18 protein-coding genes are annotated in these 21,275 nt (G+C 71.8%); 1 reads left to right on the top strand and 17 read right to left on the bottom strand.

Annotated elements, in window-relative coordinates; all coding sequences use genetic code 11:
• The 12 genes from argJ to infC all read right to left on the bottom strand — a co-directional run bounded on the left by argJ (position 1) and on the right by infC (position 11,913).
• Entirely contained in the window at positions 1-1,158 is a 1,158-nt protein-coding gene (gene argJ, locus AC3RJ7_RS12440) for a bifunctional glutamate N-acetyltransferase/amino-acid acetyltransferase ArgJ (protein ID WP_491456137.1), read from the bottom strand.
• A complete protein-coding gene (argC, locus tag AC3RJ7_RS12435) occupies positions 1,155-2,198 on the bottom strand; it encodes an N-acetyl-gamma-glutamyl-phosphate reductase (RefSeq protein ID WP_491456136.1) in 1,044 nt (347 codons plus the stop codon). The genes argJ and argC overlap by 4 nt, the downstream gene beginning before the upstream one ends.
• Before the next feature lie 383 nt (positions 2,199-2,581).
• Complete coding sequence (pheT, locus tag AC3RJ7_RS12430) at positions 2,582-5,086, bottom strand: phenylalanine--tRNA ligase subunit beta (RefSeq protein WP_491456135.1); 2,505 nt, start codon at positions 5,084-5,086, stop codon at positions 2,582-2,584.
• A gap of 4 nt (positions 5,087-5,090) precedes the next feature.
• Positions 5,091-6,131, bottom strand: coding sequence for a phenylalanine--tRNA ligase subunit alpha (gene pheS, locus AC3RJ7_RS12425; protein ID WP_491456134.1), 1,041 nt, complete (start codon positions 6,129-6,131; stop codon positions 5,091-5,093).
• Between the two features lie 79 nt (positions 6,132-6,210).
• The gene (locus AC3RJ7_RS12420; protein WP_491456133.1) at positions 6,211-7,137 is read right to left on the bottom strand and encodes an amino acid ABC transporter permease; all 927 of its coding nucleotides are present in this window, start codon (positions 7,135-7,137) and stop codon (positions 6,211-6,213) included.
• Positions 7,134-7,790, bottom strand: a complete 657-nt coding sequence (locus AC3RJ7_RS12415) for an amino acid ABC transporter permease (protein ID WP_491456132.1) — start codon at positions 7,788-7,790, stop codon at positions 7,134-7,136. The genes AC3RJ7_RS12420 and AC3RJ7_RS12415 overlap by 4 nt, the downstream gene beginning before the upstream one ends.
• Before the next feature lie 87 nt (positions 7,791-7,877).
• A complete protein-coding gene (locus AC3RJ7_RS12410; RefSeq protein WP_491456131.1) occupies positions 7,878-8,792 on the bottom strand; it encodes a glutamate ABC transporter substrate-binding protein in 915 nt (304 codons plus the stop codon).
• 52 nt (positions 8,793-8,844) lie between these two features.
• On the bottom strand, positions 8,845-9,633 hold the full coding sequence (locus AC3RJ7_RS12405; RefSeq protein ID WP_491456130.1) for an amino acid ABC transporter ATP-binding protein: 789 nt from the start codon (positions 9,631-9,633) through the stop codon (positions 8,845-8,847).
• 89 nt (positions 9,634-9,722) lie between these two features.
• Positions 9,723-10,523, bottom strand: a complete 801-nt coding sequence (locus tag AC3RJ7_RS12400) for a TrmH family RNA methyltransferase (protein WP_491456129.1) — start codon at positions 10,521-10,523, stop codon at positions 9,723-9,725.
• Positions 10,524-10,624: 101 nt separating this feature from the next.
• Positions 10,625-11,011, bottom strand: coding sequence for a 50S ribosomal protein L20 (gene rplT / locus AC3RJ7_RS12395; RefSeq protein WP_231431287.1), 387 nt, complete (start codon positions 11,009-11,011; stop codon positions 10,625-10,627).
• A gap of 32 nt (positions 11,012-11,043) precedes the next feature.
• Positions 11,044-11,238 (bottom strand): 50S ribosomal protein L35, encoded by a 195-nt coding sequence (gene rpmI / locus AC3RJ7_RS12390; protein ID WP_491456128.1) that lies wholly within the window; start codon positions 11,236-11,238, stop codon positions 11,044-11,046.
• Between the two features lie 54 nt (positions 11,239-11,292).
• Complete coding sequence (gene infC / locus AC3RJ7_RS12385; RefSeq protein ID WP_231432349.1) at positions 11,293-11,913, bottom strand: translation initiation factor IF-3; 621 nt, start codon at positions 11,911-11,913, stop codon at positions 11,293-11,295.
• A 246-nt stretch (positions 11,914-12,159) separates the two neighbouring features.
• Between infC and AC3RJ7_RS12380 the strand changes: the two genes are divergently transcribed.
• Complete coding sequence (locus AC3RJ7_RS12380) at positions 12,160-12,603, top strand: DUF1844 domain-containing protein (RefSeq protein ID WP_491456127.1); 444 nt, start codon at positions 12,160-12,162, stop codon at positions 12,601-12,603.
• Positions 12,604-12,640: 37 nt separating this feature from the next.
• Here AC3RJ7_RS12380 and AC3RJ7_RS12375 read toward each other — a convergent pair whose 3' ends face one another.
• The 5 genes from AC3RJ7_RS12375 to priA all read right to left on the bottom strand — a co-directional run bounded on the left by AC3RJ7_RS12375 (position 12,641) and on the right by priA (position 21,230).
• Positions 12,641-13,447 carry a DNA-formamidopyrimidine glycosylase family protein gene (locus AC3RJ7_RS12375; protein ID WP_491456126.1) on the bottom strand — a complete coding sequence of 269 codons (807 nt, stop codon included), beginning with the start codon at positions 13,445-13,447 and terminating at the stop codon, positions 12,641-12,643.
• A complete protein-coding gene (locus AC3RJ7_RS12370; protein ID WP_491456125.1) occupies positions 13,434-17,972 on the bottom strand; it encodes an ATP-dependent helicase in 4,539 nt (1,512 codons plus the stop codon). Before AC3RJ7_RS12370 ends, AC3RJ7_RS12375 begins: the two co-directional genes overlap by 14 nt.
• A 90-nt stretch (positions 17,973-18,062) precedes the next feature.
• The gene (locus tag AC3RJ7_RS12365; RefSeq protein ID WP_491456124.1) at positions 18,063-19,475 is read right to left on the bottom strand and encodes a pyridoxal phosphate-dependent decarboxylase family protein; all 1,413 of its coding nucleotides are present in this window, start codon (positions 19,473-19,475) and stop codon (positions 18,063-18,065) included.
• A gap of 146 nt (positions 19,476-19,621) precedes the next feature.
• Entirely contained in the window at positions 19,622-20,470 is an 849-nt protein-coding gene (locus tag AC3RJ7_RS12360; RefSeq protein ID WP_491456123.1) for an SseB family protein, read from the bottom strand.
• 13 nt (positions 20,471-20,483) lie between these two features.
• Entirely contained in the window at positions 20,484-21,230 is a 747-nt protein-coding gene (gene priA, locus AC3RJ7_RS12355; RefSeq protein WP_491456122.1) for a bifunctional 1-(5-phosphoribosyl)-5-((5-phosphoribosylamino)methylideneamino)imidazole-4-carboxamide isomerase/phosphoribosylanthranilate isomerase PriA, read from the bottom strand.
• Between the last annotated feature and the right edge of the window lie 45 nt (positions 21,231-21,275).

Genomic DNA, 21,275 nt, shown 5'->3' with positions numbered 1-21,275 from the left:
TCAACTCGCGTACGCGCTGTTCTCGTGCACGTAGTCGTGCGTGAGGTCGTTCGTCAGGATCGTCGCGGATGCCTCGCCGGCGTGCAGCTCGATGAGGACGTGCGTCGCGCGCGGGGCCAGGTCGACCTCGTCGCGGGGCCGGTCGGGCCGGCCGGCGTGGCAGACCCGCACTCCGTTCATCGACACGTCGACCAGGTAGGGGTCGAACGGCGCGCGGGTCGTGCCGATCGCGGCGAGCACGCGACCCCAGTTCGGGTCGTTGCCGAAGATCGCGGCCTTGAACAGGTTGTTTCGCGCGACCGAACGGCCGACCTCGACCGCATCGTCCTCGGTGACGGCGCCGCGGACCTCGATCGTGATGTCGTGGCTCGCACCCTCTGCGTCGGCCTGGAGCTGGGCCGCGAGGTCGAGGCAGGCCGTCGTGAGGGCCTCGGTGAACGCGGCCTCGTCGGGCACGACGCCCGACGCGCCGCTCGCGAGCAGGGTCACCTGGTCGTTGGTCGACATGCAGCCGTCGGAGTCGAGCCGGTCGAAGCTCACCCGGGTCGACTGCCGCAGTGCGCGGTCGAGCGCGGATGCCTCGAGGTCGGCGTCGGTCGTGATGACGACGAGCATCGTGGCGAGGCCCGGGGCGAGCATGCCCGCGCCCTTCGCCATGCCGCCGATGCGCCAGCCGTCGCCGTCGACCACGACGGTCTTCGGCTTCGTGTCGGTCGTCATGATGGCGCGTGCCGCGTCGTCACCGGAGGCCGCATCGGCTGAGAGCCGGTTCGCGGCGCTCAGCACGCCCTCTTCGAGGATCTCACCGTCGAGCTGGTCGCCGATGAGCCCGGTCGAGCAGACCAGCACGTCGCCGGCCGAGACGCCGAGCGCCGAGGCCGCCGCCTCCGCGGTGCGGTGCGTGACCTGGAACCCCTCGGGGCCCGTGAAGCAGTTCGCGCCGCCCGAGTTCAGCACGATCGCCGAGACGACGCCGTCCTTCGCGACCTCCTTCGACCAGATGATCGGGTTGGCCTGCGCGCGGTTCGAGGTGAACACGACCGCCGCCTGCTGCGACGGTCCGCGATTGACGACGAGGGCCAGGTCGAGCGCACCGGTGCGCTTGATGCCGGCGGCGATGCCGGCGGCTTCGAACCCCGAGGGGGCGGTGACGGTCACGGGGCGACTCCGTTCACGGGCAGGCCGGTCGACTCGGTGAGGCCGAGCGCGAGGTTCGCCGACTGGATGGCGGCACCCGCGGTGCCCTTGACGAGGTTGTCGACGGCGGTGACGACGACGACGCGACCCGCGCGCTCGTCGATCGCGAGGCCCATGAGTGCCGTGTTCGCTCCGAGCACGTCGGCCGTGCGCGGGAACTGGCCCTCGGGGAGGAGCTGCACGAACCGCTCCCCCGCGTAGGCGTCCTCCCAGGCGGCGCGGACCGCCGAGGCATCCGTGCCGGGCATGATGCGGGCCGTCGAGGTCGCGAGGATGCCGCGCGACATCGGCACGATCACCGGGGTGAACGAGAGCGTCGGCTCGGCCGCGCCCGCCCAGCGCAGCGCCTGCTGCACCTCGGGGATGTGCCGGTGCACGCCGCCCACCGAGTACGGGTTCGCCGAGCCGAGGATCTCGGCGGCGAGGAGGTGCGCCTTCAGGCTCTTGCCTGCGCCCGACGGTCCGACGGCGAGTACCGAGACGAGGTCGCGGTCCTCGATGACGCCCGCGCGGATGCCGGGTGCGAGCGAGAGCGCGACCGTCGAGGCATTGCATCCGGGTGCGGCGATGCGCTTCGCCTTCGCGAGCCGGTCGCGCTGCGTGCCGCTGAGGCGCGGCAGCTCGGGCACGCCGTACTCCCACGCCCCGTGGAAGTCGCCGCCGTAGAACTCGGCCCAATCCGCGGCCGACTCGAGCCGGTGGTCGGCACCGCAGTCGACCACGAGCGTCTCGGGCGACAGCTCAGCGGCGATCGCCCCCGATGCGCCGTGCGGCAGGGCGAGGAAGACGACGTCGTGGCCGGCGAGGGTCTCCGCCGTCGTCTCCTTCAGCGTCAGGTGCGTGTAGGTGCGCAGGTGCGGCTGCACCGCGGCGAGCGGCTGGCCGGCGTTCGAATGGGCGGTCACGGTGCGGACCTGGAGCTCGGGATGATCGGCCAGGAGGCGCAGGATCTCTCCCCCGGCATAGCCGGACGCGCCGGAGACGGCGACGGAGTACGTCATGGAATCCACCTTAAGGGTCTGTGCGGTCGGGGCGATGTTCCGGCGACGCCCCGCGACAGCCCGCTAGGCCGTCGCAGGGGTCGCCGAGATTCGGCGCCCGCCACGGCGTCGGCTGCGCACGATCTCGACACGCTCGTGGCGTGCGGCGGCGAACCGGATGATGGACATGGTTCGACCCTAGCGACGCGCCGCCGCCGCTCGCAAACCGAGTGACGCCCGATGTCGTCCCCGAGCGGCCCGAGCCTCCGACGAACGTCGTCCGCCGCGCCGCATGAGCCGTCGTGCTCGCGGGTGCGGAGACCGGCGAAGGGCCGGGAAGCCTCGAGCTTCCCGGCCCTCCACCGTGCGGACGTCGCGACGGCGGACCGTCGCGCGCCACGCCGTCAGTCGCGGATCGCGGCCCCGGTGCGCTCACCCGCGAGGGCCGCGCCGGCCAGCTTCGCCTCGCTGGCCTCGGCCGCCGTGAGCGTACGATCGGCGGCGCGGAAGCGCAGCGCGAACGTGAGGCTCTTCGAGCCTTCGGGCACGCCCTGGCCGCGGTAGTCGTCGACGAGCGCGAGGTGCTCGAGGAGCTCGCCGGCGCCCTCGCGGACGGCCGCGGCGACCTCGGCGGCCGACACCTCGGCGCCCACGACGAGCGAGAGATCCTGCGTCGCCGCCGGCAGCGTGCCGATCGGGGTCGCTTCGACCGCCGGGTCGGCGGCCGCGATCACCGCGTCGAGATCGAGCTCGGCGACCGCGACCACGCGGGGCAGGTCGTTCGCCTCGGCGAGTGCCGGCAGCAGCTCGCCCGCGAAGCCGACGGGGCGGCCGCCCACCCGGAGCTCGGCGGTGCGACCGGGGTGGAACGCGTGGTGCGAGCCCTGCACGACCTCGAGATCGGCGCCCGTCGCGAGTGCCACCCGCCGGGCGGCGTCGAGCGCATCGGCGAGCCCGTAGGGCTCGGCGGCGACACCGGGCTGCTTCGCGACCCGGTCGCCCACGAGCAGCACGCCGAGGTGACGCGGCTGCGGCGGGATGCCCGCGTCGAGCGCCGCGAGAGTCTCGTCACTCGGCTTGGCGTCGCCGATCGGCAGCTCGGCCACGCCGTAGGCGCGGCCCGGCTCGGGCAGGAAGACGAGGCCGATCTCGAAGAGGTCGAGATCGATCAGCCCGCGCGAACGGTTGCGCCTCGCCGCGGCGATGAGCCCGGGCAGGAGCGACCGGCGCAGGAACGGCGTCGACTGGTCGAGCGCGTTCGCGAGGCGGACCGAGGCCACCGGCGAGCCGTCGACGCTGCCGAAGGTTGCGTTGTCTTCGGCCGTCGCGAACGGGAACGTGAGCACCTCGACCGATCCGGCCGCGGCGAGCGCATCGGCGGTCTGGCGGCGGAGCCGCTGCGAACGGGTGAGCCCGCGTCCGGGAGGGGCGACCGGCAGCACCGAGGGGATGCGGTGGTAGCCGACCAGTCGGGCGACCTCTTCGGCGAGCTCCTCGCGGCCCGTGAGGTCGGGACGCCATGCGGGCGGCACGACCGAGAAACCGCCCTCGGTGCGGGTGAGCACGCCGCCGATCTCGGCGAGCGCGTCGTGCACTTCGTCGTTCGTGTACTCGACGCCGATGACGCGCGAGACGAAGCCGTCGGGCAGCTCGATCGCCGCGCGATCGGGCGTGGTCTGGATGAGCGAACCGCCCGCGTCGGCGATGCCGCCCGCGAGGTCGACCATCAGCTGCGCGACGCGTGCGACCGCGACGGCCCCGATCGTCGGGTCGATGCCGCGCTCGTAGCGCTTCGCGGCCTCGCTCGGCAGCTTGTGGCGCCGCGCCGTGCGGGCGATCGAGACCGGGTCCCAGACCGCCGCCTCGATGAGGACGTTCTGCGTCGTGTCGCTCATCTCGGTCTCGGCACCGCCCATGACGCCGGCCAGGCCGATCGGCCCGCGGTCGTCGGTCACCACGATGTCCTCGGCGTGGAGCGTGCGCTCCTTGCCGTCGAGGGTCGTGAACCGCTCCCCCGCCTCGGCGCGACGCACGACGATGCCGCCGCGGAGCGTGTCGAGGTCGTAGCCGTGGATCGGCTGGCCGAGCTCGAGCATGACGTAGTTCGTGATGTCGACGAGCACCGACAGCGAACGGATGCCGGCGAGCTTCAGCCGCGCGACCATCCACGCCGGCGTCGGGCGCGACGCATCGACACCGCGCACGATCCGCGTCGCGAAGGCGCTCGAGGCGATCTTGCCGCGGATCGGCGAGCGGTCGTCGATGACGACCGGGAAGCCGTCGGCCGAGGCATCCGTCGCCGGCGTCTCGTCGACCGGATCGCGGAAGACCGCACCCGTCGCGTGGGCGTACTCGCGGGCGACGCCGCGGATCGAGAACGCGTAGCCGCGGTCGGGGGTGACGTTGATCTCGATCGCCGCGTCGTCGAGGCCCAGCAGTGCGATCGCGTCGCTGCCGACGGGCGCGTCGATGCCGAGCGTCGACAGCCGGAGGATGCCGTCGTGCTCGTCGCCTAGGCCCAGTTCGCGGGCCGATGCGATCATGCCGTCGGAGACGTGGCCGTAGGTCTTGCGCGCCGCGATCGGGAACGGCCCGGGCAGCACGGCGCCGGGCAGGGTCACCACGACCTTGTCGCCCGGGAAGAAGTTGCGGGCGCCGCAGACGATGCCGCGGACGCCGCCGTTCGCCTCGCCGACGTCGACCTGGCACCAGCGGATGGTCTTGCCGTTCGACTGCGGCTCTTCGACGAACTCGAGCACCTCGCCGACGACGATCGGGCCCTCGAGCTCGAACGTGTGGACGTCTTCTTCTTCGAGGCCGACCTTCACGAGGGCGGCGTGCACGTCTTCGGGCGTCGTGCCCGGGACGAGCTCGACGTATTCGGCGAGCCAGCTGAGAGGTACTCGCATCGTTCTAGACCACCATTCCGAACTGCTGGGAGAAGCGGACGTCTCCCTCGACCATTTCGCGCATGTCCTGCACGTCGTTGCGGAGCATCAGGCCGCGCTCGATGCCCATGCCGAACGCGAAGCCGGTGTAGACCTCGGGATCGATGCCGGCGGCCTTCAGCACGTTGGGGTGCATCATGCCGCAGCCGCCCCACTCGATCCACCTGGCGCCGCCCTTGAAGGTGGGGTGCCAGAAGTCGAGCTCGGCGCTCGGCTCGGTGAACGGGAAGAAGCTCGGGCGCAGGCGGATCTTCGCCTCGTCGCCGAAGATCGACTTCACGAAGTGGTCGAGCGTGCCCTTGAGGTGCGCCATCGTGAGGCCCTTGTCGACCGCGACGCCCTCGAACTGCATGAACACGGGCAGGTGGGTCGCGTCGAACTCGTCGGTGCGGTACACCCGCCCCGGTGCGAGCACGTAGAGCGGCAGGTCGCGCTCGAGCATCGAGCGGATCTGCACGGGGCTCGTGTGCGTGCGCATTACGAGGTGCGCCTCGGGCGGGTCGACGAAGAACGTGTCCTGCATCGCGCGCGCCGGGTGGTCGGCGTCGAAGTTCAGCGCGTCGAAGTTGAACCACTCGCTCTCGACCTCGGGGCCCTCCGCGATCTCCCAGCCCATGCCGGTGAACACGTCGCAGACCCGGTCCTGCAGGAGGGTGAGGGGATGCCGCGCGCCCGCCTCGAAACGCGAGGGCAGCGCCGTGACGTCGACGGCCTCTGCGACGAGCTGCGCGGCCGCCTCGGCCTCGACGATCTCGGCCTCGCGGGCGGCGAACGCCTGGTTGACGCGGCCGCGGGCGCCGCCGACGAGCTTGCCGAGGGCGGCCTTCTGCTCGTTGGGCACGTTGCGCAGCTCGGCGTTCAGGAGCGCGAGCGGCGACTTCTCGCCGGTGTGCGCGGTGCGAACGGTCTTCAGCGCGGCGGAGTCGCCGGCCGACGCGATGGCCGCGAGGGCCGCGTCGACCGCGGACTGGACCGCGGACTCGGTGATTTCGAGGGGTTCTGGCACGGTCAACGAGTCTACCGGCGACGCGGGACGGTAGGTGGCGTGCGTCTCGTGACGACGTCGCGTCGAAGCCGCGTCGCGTTCAGCCCCGGAGGCCGCCGCCGGTCCCTTCGCCGCCGCCGATCGAGTCGAGTCCGGCCTTCACCGCGACCGCGCGCGTCGTCGTGATGTTCTCGTCGAGCAGGTCGGCGGTGACGACGACCTTGTTGGATCGACGCAGTCGGCGTTCGACCCGGTACGCGATGTAGGACAGGATCAGGCAGAGCAGGATGTAGATCGTGCCGACGACGATCGTCGCGGGAACGATCGGTGAACCATAGGTCGATTGCGTTCCGATGTAGCGCGCATAGAACAGCAGCTCGGGGTACGTGATGATGTAGCCGAGCGCGGTGTCCTTCAGCGTCACCACGAGCTGGGCGATGATGACGGGCATCATCGCGCGAACGGCCTGCGGCAGCAGGATCAGGCGCATGACCCCCGCCTTGCGCAGCCCGATCGCGTACCCGGCCTCGGACTGGCCGCGCGGCAGCGACTCGACGCCGGCGCGGAAGACTTCGGCGAGCACGGAGCCGTTGTAGGCGACGAGGGCGATGACGACCGCCCAGTAGGGGTCCAGCCGCAGGCCGACGACGGGCAGCCCGTAGTACAGCAGGAACATGAAGACGAGCACCGGGATCGCGCGGAGCACCTCGACGACCGCCCCGACGGGGCGACGGAGCCATGCATGGTCGGAGAGCCGGCCGAGCGCGAGGATGAGCCCGAAGATGAGCGCACCGACGGCTGCCGTGGCGAACGCCGCGAGCGTGCGGCCGGTCGCGAACAGGATCTGCACCCACACGTTCGTGTAGGTGAATGCCGACCACTTCTCGGCGGTGAACTGCCCGGTCGCCCACAGCCGCCACAGGATGAATCCGATGATCCCGACGACCACCACGACGGTGATGACGCCGAGCAGGCGGTAACGCGCGCGGGCACGGGGACCCGGCACGTCGTAGAGGACGCTCGTCATCGCGCCACCTTCCATCGGTTCTCGAACGCTCGCTGGGCCCAGGAGAGCAGGAGCACGAGCACGACGAAGATCACCATGACCCACAGGATCACCACGAACTGGTTCTCGCCGTCTTCGGACATGTTGGCGCGAATCGTGCCGAGGTTGACCACGCTGAAGCCCGCTGCGACCGTCGTGTTCTTGAGGAGTGCGATGAACACGCTCATCATCGGCGGGATCACGGAGCGGAACGCCTGTGGCAGCACGACGAGCGACATGACCTGACCGAAGGTGAGCCCGAGCGCACGTGCAGCTTCGGCCTGACCGACGGGCACGGTGTTGATGCCCGAGCGGATCGTCTCGGCGACGTAGGTGGCCGTGTAGATGCCGAGGGCGAAGATCGCGAGGGTGAGCGAGACGCCGGTCGTCAATCGGAGCCCGAACAGCGGAGGCAGGGCGAACGCGAACGCGAAGAACACGAGCGTGAGCGGCGTGTTGCGGATGGTGTTCACATACACCGCACCGACCGAACGGGCGATCGGCACCGGCGAGACGCGCATCGCCCCGACGACGGTGCCGAGCACGAGCGCGACCACACCGCCGCCGACGAACAATATGAGCGTGCCGAGCAGCGCCACACCCCAGACATCGAGGTAATCGGTGATGATGCCCATCGCGCTCCTTCACGTTGCTCGGCATGGCCGCGCTCTGCGGCCTCGGGAGTGGAGGTGCGGGGGCGGCGCACCGCCCCCGCACCGTGATCACATGACCGGGTCGACCTCGGGCTGCTCGCCCGAGATGCCCGCGGGTGCGAGGTTCTCGTCGAAGAGCGCCTGCCAGACGTCGTTGCCCTCGGTGAAGAGCGTGTTGATGTGCTCCTGCAGGGCGGCGTCGCCCTTCTGGAGGCCCACGCCGTAGCGCTCCTCGCTGAACGGCTCGCCCGCGATCTTCAGGGCGTCGGGGTCCTGCGCGACGTAGCCGGCGAGGATCGCCTCGTCGGTCGTGATCGCGTCGACCGCGCCGGCCTTCAGCTGCTCGACGCACTGCGAGTAGGTGTCGTACTCGACCGTGTCGCCGGGGTTGTACTCGTCGCGGATGCGCTGCAGCGGCGTCGAACCGGTCACCGAGCAGACGATCTTGCCCTCGAGGTCGTCGGGGCCGTTGATGTCCTCGTTGTCGGCGGCGACGAGCAGGCCCTGACCGGTGATGAAGTACGGGCCGGCGAAGTCGATCTGCTCCTTGCGCTTGTCGGTGATCGAGTAGGTGCCGACGTAGTAGTCGATGTCGCCGTTCACGAGCGCCTGCTCGCGGTTCGCCGACGGGATCGTCTGGTACTCGATCTGGCTCTCGTCGAAGCCGAGCGAGGCCGCGATCCACTGCGCGATGCCGATGTCGAATCCACTGCGCTCGCCGGTCGCCGCGTCTTCGTAGCCGAGGCCGGGCTGGTCGTTCTTCACGCCGATGACGACCTTGCCCCGGTCGGTCATCGTGTCGAACGTCGGGCTGCCCTCGAGCTGCACGTCGGTCGCGACCTCCCACAGCGCGGCGTCGCCGCCCGCGTCGTCGGTCGCACCGTCGCCGGTGTCGCCCGGGCTGCCGCTGTTGCACGCACTGAGCGCGAGCGCCGCGATCGCGATGCCCGCCAGCGCACCGGCGATTCGTGTAGTCCTGCGCATCTTGTCCTCCTGGTATCGAATCCGGTACGGTCGCCGCGCGGAGCGCGGACGTCTAGTGGGTGATGAGCTTCGCGAGGAAGTCCTTCGCGCGGGCGCTCTGCGCGTTCGTGAAGAACTCGTCGGGTGTCGCCTCTTCGACGATCTGCCCGTCGGCCATGAAGACGACGCGGTCGGCCGCCTTGCGGGCGAACCCCATCTCGTGGGTGACGACGATCATGGTCATGCCGTCTTGCGCGAGGCCGACCATGACGTCGAGCACCTCGTTGATCATCTCGGGGTCGAGCGCACTCGTCGGCTCGTCGAAGAGCATGACCTTCGGGTTCATGGCCAGCGCGCGGGCGATCGCAACGCGCTGCTGCTGCCCGCCCGAGAGCTGGGCCGGCAGCTTCTGCGCCTGCTCGCCCACGCCGACCCGGTCGAGCAGCACCTTCGCCGCCCGCTCGGCGTCGGCCTTCGACTGCCGCTTCACCTTGATCGGCCCGAGCGTGACGTTGTCGAGCACCGTGAGGTGCGAGAACAGGTTGAACGACTGGAAGACCATGCCGACGTCGGCACGGAGCGCCGCGAGCTCCTTGCCCTCCTGCGGCAGTTCGTCGCCGTCGATGCGGATCGAGCCGGTCGTGAAGGTCTCGAGCCGGTTGATCGTGCGGCAGAGCGTCGACTTGCCGGAGCCGGAGGGGCCGATGACGACGACCACCTCGCCCCGATGGACGGTCATCGAGACGTCCTTCAGGGCGTGGAACTGGCCGTAGTGCTTCTCGACGTGCTCGACCACGACGAGCGGCTCACCACGCCGCGCGCTGATGTTCGACGTCGGCGGTGACTGATCACTCGGTTCCATACCCCCAAAACTAGGGAGATTCCGTACCTCGCCACCAGAGCATTCGCGGCGCGGTTACCGATTCGTGACCAGCGCGGCCGGCTCGAAGATCAGCTGCGCTGCGCGAACGCGCTCTCGTAGAGGCACACCGACGCGGCCGTGGCGAGGTTCATCGACTCGGCGTGACCGTAGATCGGCACGGTGACGACCCGGTCGGCGAGCGCCAACTGCTCGTCGGGCAGCCCACGCGCCTCGTTGCCGAAGAGCCAGGCCGTCGGCTTCGCGAGCACGCCGTCGTTGCGCGCCGCCAGCAGGTCTTCGCCCTTGACGTCCGCGGCGAGCACGGTGAGTCCGGCCGCACGCGCCCTCGCGAGCACGTCGTCGAGGTCGGCGCCGACCGCCACCGGCACGTGGAAGATCGACCCGGTCGAGGAGCGCACGACCTTCGGGTTGTAGAGGTCGACGGCGCGTCCGGTCATGATGACCGCATCCGCGCCGGCGGCGTCGGCGGCGCGCACGATCGTGCCGGCGTTGCCGGGGTCGCGCACCTCTTCGAGGATCGCGATGAGCTTCGGGGATGCCGCGAAGACGTCCTTCACGGCCGTCGGGAACTGCCGGCACACGGCGGCGAACCCCTGCGGGGTGACCGTGTCGGCCATCGCCGAGAGCACCTCTTCGGTGATGTACTCTGCGGTGAGCCCGGCCAGCACGGCCGCCTCGGCGATCTCGGGATAGCGGTCGAGCGCGGTCGGCGTCGCGTACAGCTCGACGAGGAGCTCGGGTCGGAACTGGAGGGCCTCGGCGACCGCCTGCGGCCCCTCGAGCAGGAACAGCCCGCTCTCGACTCTCGCCGCCTTCTTGGCGAGCTTCGCGACGGCACGGACGCGCGGCGAGCGGGGGTTCTCGAGCATGGTTCCAGTCTATTCAGCGGGATGCCCCGGCCGAGGCATCCGCGCATGCGAACGGCCCGGCACCCACATGGGTGCCGGGCCGTTCGTGGAGAAGTCGTCGCTTACGCGGCGGTCTTCGGAGCCGAGGTGTCGGCGGGCAGCGCCTTCTTGGCGGTCTCGACGAGCGCCGCGAAGGTGGCGGGCTCGTTCACCGCGAGCTCGGCGAGGATGCGACGGTCGACCTCGACGCCGGCCAGGCCGAGGCCCTGGATGAGGCGGTTGTAGGTGAGGCCGTTCTGACGCGAGGCCGCGTTGATCCGCTGGATCCAGAGGCGACGGAAGTCGCCCTTCTTCTTGCGACGGTCGTTGTACGAGTAGACGAGGGAGTGGGTGACCTGCTCCTTCGCCTTGCGGTAGAGGCGCGACCGCTGACCGCGGTAGCCCTCGGCGCGCTCGAGGATGACCCGACGCTTCTTGTGCGCATTGACAGCGCGCTTCACTCTTGCCATGACTCTGTTTCTTCCTTAGCGGGTCTCGCGGCTCAGCGGCCGAGAAGCTTCTTGATGACCTTGGTGTCGGGCGCCGAGGCGACCTTGTCCTGGTTCAGGCGGCGAGTGCGCACCGAGGACTTGCCCTCGAGGTTGTGGCGCATACCGGCCTGCTGCTTCTTGACCTTGCCGGTGCCGGTGATCTTGAAGCGCTTCTTGGACCCGGAGTGGGTCTTCTGCTTCGGCATCTCGTGTTTCTCCTTGGTTCTGCCGTCACGCGGGTGACGGACGTGGGGTTCGGCCTACGCCTCGGTCGGCTCGGCCGTCTGCGAGTCGGACTCCGCCGGGGCCTCAGCCGCCGGCCGGGCCTTCGCCGCAGCACGCTGTGCATTCGCCTCGGCCTTGGCCTCGGACTTGTTCTTGAGGGGCGCGATGACCATGACCATGTTGCGGCCGTCGATCGTGGGGTTGTGCTCGACCGTGCCGAACTCCGCCACGTCTTCCGCGAAGCGCTGGAGGAGGCGGACGCCCATCTCGGGACGCGACTGCTCGCGCCCGCGGAAGAGGATCATCGCCTTGACCTTGTCGCCGGCCTTCAGGAAGCCGACGGCGCGCTTCATCTTGGTCTCGTAGTCGTGCTTGTCGATCTTGAGGCGGAACCGGACCTCTTTGAGGATGGTGTTCGCCTGGTTGCGCCGGGCCTCTTTCGCCTTCTGCGCAGCCTCGTACTTGTACTTGCCGTAGTCCATGATCTTGACGACCGGCGGACGAGAGTTCGGGGCGACCTCGACGAGGTCGAGGTCGGCCTCCTGCGCGAGCCGCAGGGCCACCTCGATCTTCACGACGCCGACCTGCTCTCCGCCAGGACCCACGAGGCGGACCTCGGGAACGCGGATACGGTCATTGGTACGCGGATCGCTGATGCGTGTACTCCTCTACTCAAGCTGTTTCATGCGCCGAAGGAGGAGACTCACGTACTCGCGCGGATTCTCACCGCGGCTCGTACGGCACCCTGTCTACTCCCCCGCGCCGATCTCGCGATCGGGGCGTGGAAGCGGAGTGCAATCGACCCGGTAACCTTGATGAAGCGGTATGCGCGGGTGGGAGAATCTCCACTTTCGTACCGGGGAGAAGCCCCGGAGCCCGAAGTAGTCTAGCAGAGGATGTCTGTGACCTGGAATTCGCCCGCCGACGCGGGTTTCGACGAGTCCACCCCCGGCCCCGAGCGCTCCGTCGCCGACGATCACGCGTCCGAGCGCGTCGCGTACGACGAGGCCGTTGCCGGTGAGGTCGAGGGCGCCACCCGCGACATCGCCGACGTGCCGGCCGTCGAGGTCATCACGACCACGGCCGTGCACCTGATGAGCGCCGCGGCCGTCAAGGTCGGCCTCGCCGACGACCCCGACTCGCAGCTCGACCTCGACGAGGCCCGCAAGCTCATCAACGCCCTCGCCGGGCTGATCACGGCGGGTGCGCCCGAGATCAGCGACATGCACGCCCGCTCGCTGCGCGACGGCCTGCGATCGCTGCAGCTCGCCTTCCGCGAGGCTTCGCCGATCCCCGACGCCATCGGCCAGGGGCCCGGCGAGAAGTGGACCGGCCCGGTCAGCTGACCCGAGGCTCGACGTTCGATCAGCGCCGGCAGTTCGGTCAGCGCTGGCAGTTCGGGCACCAGAAGACGACGCGCTCCTGCGGGTCGGTGACGGCGTCGACCCGTTCGCGCCCGAGCTCGTCGCGCATGATCGTGGTGCGGCAGCGCCGGCACGCCTCCCCGCCCCGGCCGTAGACCCAGAGCCGCTGCCCGCGCCGATCGACGCCCGTGGTGACCCTCGCCCGACGGTCGCGGTTCGCGACGATCAGGCGCCGTCCGAGGTCGACGGCCGCGGCGAGGTCGTCGACCTCGCCGACGCGGCGCTGGGGCCGGATGCCTCGGAGGAAGCACAGCTCGTTGACGTAGACGTTGCCGAGCCCGGCGAGGTTCCGCTGGTCGAGGAGGGCGACCGCGACCGGCACGTCGGGATGCTCGCCGAGACGCCGGGTCGCCTCGGCCGCGTGCGGAGGGCCCCATCCCGGGTCGAGCACGTCGGGGCCGAGGTGGGCGAGCATGGCCGACTCACCGCTTCGCGGCACGACCTCGACCTCGCCGAGGTCGAATCCGACCGCTTCGGCCGCAGCCGTGACGAGCACGACGCGTGCCCGATGGGCCGGCTTCGTCCAGTGCTCCCCCGGCGCGAACACCCGCCATTCGCCCTCCATCTTGAGATGGGTCCGGATCGTGTGCCCGGTCGTCCGGACGAGCAGGTGCTTGCCGCGGCTCACGACCTCGTCGACGCGCTCGCCGGCGAGGTCGACCGTCGCATAGCGGGGCACCCGGAAGTCGGTCCGCACGAGTTCGTGCCCGGCGAGCACCGGCCGCAGCCTCGCGGCGAGCTGGTGGACGGAATCACCTTCGGGCATCGAGCCGCAACCCTCTGGGCGTCTCGCCGAATCCCGCAGCTCGCAGCACGGCGCCGAACGGGGTGCCGAGCACGAACGCGCCGTTCACGGACTCGACCGCCAGTCGCCGGACCCGCCCCGCCGTGACGAGGTCCGCCACCGCCGTCGCCGCGAGCGCGAGCAGCTCGTCGTCGTCGCTGTAGACGAGCACCGTCTTGCCGCCGCGCTCGACGTAGGCCACGAGCTCGCCGTCGGCGACGACCACGATCGCGCCGGCCTTGCGGGCCGCCCGGTGCGAGCTCTCGCCGGGTGGGTCGGGCCACGGGAGTGCGGCCCCGTAGGCGTTGGCAGGGTCGGTCGCCGCGAGCGCGACGGCCCTCGGCGCGTCGGCGTCGCGCACGTCGAGGTCGGCGTGGCTGCGCAACCGGTCGACCGCACCCGGGGCGGCGAACTGGGCGGCGCCGAGCCGCTCGACGAAGTAGCCGCGCCGGGCGCGCCCTGACTCCTCGAACCCGCTCAGGGTCTTGTAGACGAGCGCGAAGCCGCCGACGACGCCCTCGGCGACCGCCGCACCGCGGGTGACCACGCCGTAGCGGTCGAGCATCATCTCGCCGAGCGCGTGCGCGCGCCGGGTCGCGTCGGCGTCGGCCACGGGCAGGATCGACCAGCGCCCCGCCACCGACGGCGGGCCGCTACGACTCGGCATCGTCGCACGCGGCAGTGACCTGCCTCGCAGCATCCGCGCCCTCGGCACCGGTCGCGACGCCTTGTGCGCGCTGCGCCCCCCGCTCGTGAGCGCGCGCACCGGGGAGAATGTGTCGTTGGTGACGAGGCCCGCCCACACGAGGCCCCAGAGCGCCTCGACGAGCGCGCCGTCGTCGACGGGCGCGTCGAGCTCTCCGAAGGCGCCGACCGCGTCGGCGAGCTGCCGGAAGAAGAACGCCCCGCCGGAACCGAGCGCGACGAGCACCTCGCGCTGGAGCGGCGTGAGGTCGGCGTCGATCGGGGTCGCGAGCGTGAGCGGGGCCGTCTCGGCGAGGTGCAGGGTGATCCAGCCGTCGTCGCCGGCGAGCTCGCCCGCGCCGGCCCAGAGCACCTCGCCGCTCGCCATGAGCTCGTCGAGCATCGCGGGACTGTAGTCGGCGACCCGCGAGGGCAGCACGAGCGATTCCCACGACGACGCCGGCAGGCGCACGCCCTCGAGCTGCTCGATCGTGCTCGCCACGCCGTCGATGCCGCGCAGGCCGCCGCCGACCTGCTGCCACGCGGGCAGGAACCGGGCGAGGGCGCGCTGGGGCACGGGCTCGATCTCGTGCCGCAACGCCGCGAGGGAGCGCCGACGGAGCCGGCGCAGCACCTCGGCGTCGCACCACTCCGTCGACGTGCCGTGCGGGCGGAACTCCCCCTCGACGACCCGTCGCTCGTCGGCGAGGCGCCGGAGTGCGGCGCGCGCCACTGCGACGCCGATGCCGAACCGGTCGGCCACCTCGTCGACGGCGAACGGTCCGTGCGTGCGCGCGTATCGACCGATGAGGTCGCCCATCGGATCGACCACCTGCTCGCCGAACGCGACGGCCACTCCCGGCGGCACGGGGACTCCGAGGGCGTCGCGCAGGCGCCCGACGTCTTCGACGGCGGCGACGTGCTCGCGCCCGGCGAAGCCGACCCGCACGGCCCGTCGGGCGACGATGAGCTCGGTGACCGCCGCGGCCGCATCGGTCGCGTCGTCGACGCGAGCCGCGAGTTCGTCGTCGGTGAGCGGCCCGAGTGCCATCAGCAGGTCGGCGACGCCCTCCGTGCCGCGTGCTCGGCGCTCGGGCTCGAGCCGCTGGAGTTCGCGCTCCGTCTGCTCGATGACGCCGGGGTCGAGGAGCTCCCGCAGTTCGACGCGGCCGAGCAGCTCGCCGAGCAGCGACTGGTCGATCGCGAGGGCGGCGGCACGACGCTCGGCGAGCGGCGAGTCGCCCTCGTACATGAACGCGCCGACGTAGCCGAACAGGAGCGTGCTCGCGAACGGACTCGGCGACTCGGTGGTCGTCTCGACGAGGCGCACGCGACGCGCCGCGAGGTCGGCCGCGATCTCGACCAGGCCGGGCACGTCGTACACGTCTTGCAGGACCTCGCGGACGGTCTCGAGGATGATCGGGAAGGTCGGGAACGCGCTCGCGACCTCGAGCAGTTGCGCGGCCTTCTGCCGCTGCTGCCAGAGCGGCGACCGCCGGCCCGGCTGATAGTGCGGCAGCAACAGTGCGCGCGCGGCGCACTCGCGGAATCGGCTCGCGAAGAGCGCAGACCCGCCGACCTCGTCGGTGACCAGTTGCTCGAGCTCGGCCGCCTCGAACCGGAAGAGATCGGCACCGGGCGGCTCGTCGCCCGTGTCGGGGATTCGGACGATGATGCCGTCGTCCGCGGCGACCGCGGCGCCGTCGACCCCGTGCCGTTCGCGCACCCTCGCCGCCACGGCGAGCGCCCACGGCGCGTGCACGGGCATTCCGAACGGCGAGTGCAGGATGATGCGCCAATCGCCGAGCTCGTCGCGCGTGCGCTCGACGACGAGGGTGCGATCGCTCGGCACCGCGCCCGTCGCCCGCGCCTGGTCGGCGAGGAACGCGATGAGGTTGGTGGTCGCGTTCTCGTCGAGCCCGGAGGCCGCGATGCGCGAGCGCGCCTCCGCCTCGGTCGCCGACCCGACCTCGCGCATGAACGCACCCAGCGCGCGCCCGAGCTCGACCGGGCGCCCGAGTCCGTCGCCCTTCCAGAAGGGGACCCGGCCGGGCTGCCCGAACGCGGGCACCACGTTGACCCGGTCGAAGGTGATCTCCTGGATGCGCCAGCTCGTCGCTCCGAGCGCGAAGACGTCGCCGACCCGTGACTCGTAGACCATCTCTTCGTCGAGCTCGCCGACTCGGCGTCCCGTCGTCTCGTCGCCGCCGACGAGGAAGACGCCGAACATGCCGCGATCGGGGATCGTGCCGCCGCTCGTCACCGCGAGCCGCTGCGCCCCGGGTCGTCCGGTGACGACGCCCGCCTCGCGGTCCCAGACGACGCGCGGGCGGAGCTCGCCGAACCGGTCGGACGGGTAGCGGCCCGCGAGGAGGTCGAGCGTCGCCTCGTAGGCCGAGCGGGGCAGGGTGGCGAACGGGGCGGCTCGGCGCACCGTCGCGAACCAGCCCTCGACGTCGAGTTCGTCGACGGCGGCCGCCGCGATCGTCTGCTGGGCGAGGATGTCGAGCGGGTTCGCCGGCACCCGCATGGTCTCGATGAGCCCGCCGAGCATGCGTTCTGCCGCGACCGCGGTGTGCACGAGGTCGGCGCGATGCTTCGGGAACATGACGCCGCGCGAGACCTCGCCGACTTGGTGGCCCGCGCGACCGAGCCGCTGCAGCCCGCTCGCGACCGAGGGCGGCGACTCGACCTGGACGACGAGGTCGACCGCGCCCATGTCGATGCCGAGCTCGAGGCTCGACGTCGCCACGACGCAGCGCAGCCGCCCCGACTTGAGGTCGTCTTCGATGTCGGCCCGCTGTTCTTTGCTGACCGACCCGTGGTGCGCGCGGGCGATGACGGTCGGCGCCCCTGCGGTCTGCCCGGACTGCGCCATGAGCGCCGCGGGCGGCCCGGCTGCCGCCGACGCGGCGACCAGTTCGGCGCGCTCGAGCTCGTCGAGGTGCAGTTCGTTGAGGCGGGCCGTCAGACGCTCGGCGAGCCGGCGGGAGTTCGCGAAGACGATCGACGATCGGTGCTCGAGCACGCGATCGAGGATCGCCTGTTCGACGTGCGGCCAGATCGAGCCCGTGGCGTCGTCGTCGGCGGGCAGCCGCGCCATGTCCTCGACCGGCACGACCACGCGCAGGTCGAATCGCTTCTCGGCCGGCGGCGCGACGACCTCGACCGGGGCGCTCGCGCAGAGGAAGCGCGCCACCTCGTCGACCGGGCGCACCGTGGCCGAGAGCCCGATGCGCTGTGCGGGCCGCTCGAGCAGGGCGTCGAGCCGCTCGAGCGAGAGGGCGAGGTGCGCGCCGCGCTTCGTGCCGGCGACCGCGTGGATCTCGTCGACGATGACCGTCTCGACCGAGCGCAGCGTGTCGCGCGCCTGCGAGGTCAGCATGAGGAACAGCGACTCGGGCGTCGTGATCAGGATGTCGGGCGGCGTGCGCAGCAGCGCCCGACGTTCGTTCGCCGGCGTGTCGCCGGACCGCACACCGACGGTGACGCGCGGTGGGGCGGCCCCGAGTCGTTCGGCCACCCGAGCGATGCCGGTGAGGGGTGCCCGCAGGTTTCGCTCGACGTCGACGCCGAGCGCCTTGAGCGGCGACAGGTAGAGCACCCGCGTGCCGGGTGCGGCGGCCGGCTCGGTCGTGAGCCGGTCGATCGCCGAGAGGAAGGCCGAGAGCGTCTTGCCCGAGCCGGTGGGCGCCACGACGAGCGCATGCGCACCGCCCCCGATGGCCCGCCAGGCGCCCTGCTGCACGGCGGTGGGCGCGCGGAACGCCTCGGCGAACCACGTGCGCGTCGCCTCGGAGAAGGCCGCGAGCGCGTCGGTCATGGCTCCCATTCAAGCGGATGCCGCCGACATCGCTTCCCGCGGGCGTCGGCTTCATCGCCGCCGGCCGCGGGACGGGTCCGGCCGTGCGGATCAAGCCCGGCCGCCGCCGACCGCCTCGAGCGCCCGGGCGACGGCTGCGACGGTGCGATCGGCCTCGGCGGCGGAGGTCGCCCAGTTGCTCACCGAGAACCGCACCACCGACCTGCCGCGCCACCGCGAGGTCATCGCGAGCACCTCGCCCTCCTCCCACAGTCGTGCCGAGAGGGCCTCGGTCGCCGCATCATCGGCGAGCGCCAGGCAGACCTGCGTGAACACGACCTCGTTGAGCACCTCGACGCCGGGCAGCCCGGCCACGCCCTCGGCGATGCGCCGGGCCGAGTCGGCGAGGCGTTCGACGAGGGCGACGACGCCCTCGCGACCGAGCGAACGCAGCACCGCCCACGTCGGCACGCCGCGCGCCCGTCGCGACAGCTCGGGCACCCGCTCGTGCGGGTCGGCGACGGCGTCGCTCGCCTGCAGGTAGCTCGCGTGCATGCTGAGCGCCCGCTGCATCGCCCGCTCGTCGCGCACGATCGAGATGCCGCAGTCGTACGGGACGCTCAGGGTCTTGTGCGCATCCGTCGACCACGAGTCGGCCGCTCCGACCCCGTCGACGAGGTGCCGGAGGCGCGGGCTCGCGCACGCCCAGAGCCCGAACGCCCCGTCGACGTGCACCCAGGCACCGGCCTCGTGCGCGACCTCGATCGCGGCGGCGAAGTCGTCGAACGACCCGGAGTGGATGTTGCCGGCCTGCAGCACGACGAGTGCCGGCCCCGACCCGGCGCCCAGCACCTCGCGGAGCGCATCGACCCGGATCCGGCCCTCCTCGTCGGCCGCCGCCTCGATCGGCGCGCCGAGGCCGAGATAGCGTCCGGCGAGATCGACCGTGCCGTGCCGATCGGCCCCGACGACGAAGCGCACGCGCGGCGCCCCGAACACGCCGTCGGTCGCTGCGTCCCAGCCGACCCGGCGCAGCAGCTCGTCGTGTCCGGTCGCGAGCCCGACGAAATGCGCCATCGTAGCGCCCGTCGTGAAGCCGACGGCCGATTCGGCGGGCAGACCGAGCAGGTCGACGATCCACTCCCCCGCGAGCTCCTCGACCGCCGCGACGCCTGGCGTCGCGAACCGCAGGCCCGTGTTCTGGTCCCACGCGGAGACGAGCCAGTCGGCGCCGAGCGCGACGGGCTGCGCGCCGCCCATCACCCATCCGTAGAAGCGCGGCGAATTGACGCCGAGGAGTCCGGGCTCGACGGCGTCGGCCAGGCGCTCGAGCGCGCGCTCCGGCCTCTCGCCGGCGGTCGGCAGGGATCGACCGAGCCGGTCCTTCACCGCATCGGCGTCGAGTTCGGGCGGGATCGGCCGTTCGGCGAGCCCGTCGATCCACGTCCGGGCGCGTGCGGCCGCGAACTCCAGCGGTCGGTCGTACTCGGGTCGCCGTGCTCCGGCCGACGGTCGCTCGGTCATGATCCACACCTGACTTCCGCGCACTCGTGCGCGTTCCAGATGATGCTCCGGCCCGGCCGCGCGGTCAATGCCCAGTTCGGGCGGTGCTCACGCGTTCCGACCGCCGCCACCGCGGGACGGAGCGGATCGCCCGGTCTTCCGACGGCTCAGCCGTTGCGCCGACCGCCGACGAGGCGCACGGCGAGCGAGTCGACGCCCGTCGCGATCGCGTCGTCCTCGGCCCAGCGCCGCGCGAGCCGCGCGGTCGTGGCGTCGAGCTCCTCGCGGGTGAGGCCGTCGACGAGGCGCAGCGTCACGACGAGCTCGGGACCGGCGAGGCGCGCGAGCGGGTCGCCCGCGGCGAGGTCGACGCCGAGCACGGCCAGCTCGCTGCCGATCGAGCGCTCGAACGCCCGGCGCACGACCTCGTCGGCGAAGGGCGGGGTCCACGGCTTCTGCTGGGCCACCGCCCAGACGGCCGGCCGACGCAGCACGAACTCCCCTGGCGATGCCGGGTCGAGCACGACGAGCTCGGTGCCGTCGTCGGCCGCGGCGAGCGCGACCCTGACGCCGTCCGCCGGCACCGGGCGCGCGACCGGGTTCCAGGCCCGCATGGTGTCGACCGACGAGAACACGGGCAGCACCCGGCGCCCGTCGGGTCCGTCGACCGTGACGATCGAGAGCTCCTGGCTCTTGTCGACGGCGTGGCCGTGCGCCCCGATCTCGGCACCGCCGTCGCCGAGCTCTGCGAGCAGCGGGATCAGCAGCCGGGACGCGCCGAACGCCGCGACCACCTCGGCCTGACCGCCGTCGCCGTCGCGGAACGCGCTCAGCGCGGCCGCGAGCGCCGCCGGCGTCGAGCCGTCGTCGTCCGCGTGCGGATTCGCATCGAACGAGCGGCCCGCCCACGGGACGCCCGCCGAGTCGGCGAGATGCGCCGGCAACGGCCTCGACGCGTCGGGCGTGGAGCCCGCGGCATCCCCGTCGTGCGCCGTTTCGCCGTGCTCTGCGGTCATGTGCGGGGCGTCGTCAGTTGCTCGCGACGTCGAGCGCCTCGGCGAGCGTGAACGCGCCGGCGTAGAGCGCCTTGCCGACGATCGCCCCCTCGAGGCCGAGCGGGACGAGTTCGCGGAGCGTCGCGAGGTCGTCGAGGCTCGAGACGCCGCCCGATGCGACGACGGGACGGTGCGTGCGGTCCATGACCTGGCGCAGCAGCTCGACGTTCGGCCCCTGCAGCGTGCCGTCCTTCGTGACGTCCGTCACGACGTAGCGGGCGGCGCCCGCCTCCTCGAGGCGGTCCATGACCTGCCACAGGTCGCCGCCGTCCTTCGTCCACCCCCGCGCGGCGAGCGTCGTGCCGCGCACGTCGAGGCCGACGGCGATGGCTTCGCCGTACTGGGCGATGACCGAGGCGGCCCACTCGGGGTTCTCGAGTGCCGCCGTTCCGAGGTTGATGCGCTTCGCGCCGATCTCGAGGGCGTGCTCGAGCGACTCGTCGTCGCGGATGCCGCCCGACAGCTCGACGTTGACGCCGCGCACCTGCCGGATGACCTTCTTCAGGATGCCCCCGTTGGAGCCGCGCCCGAACGCCGCGTCGAGGTCGACGAGGTGGATCCACTCCGCGCCCTGGTCCGCCCAGTCGACGGCCGCATCGACCGGGTCGCCGTAGCTCGTCTCGGTGCCGGCTTCGCCCTGCGTCAGGCGAACGGCCTTGCCGCCCGCGACGTCGACGGCCGGCAGCAGCACGAGGCCGGGGGTCTTGTTGAACTCACTCATCACTACTGTCCTCGATCGCGGTACACCGTCGGAGACCCGACGGTC

This window comes from Agromyces solani, from assembly GCF_058349925.1.
The sequence above is the reverse complement of the archived record's forward strand: the minus strand, read 5'-3'. Positions and strand labels throughout refer to the sequence as shown.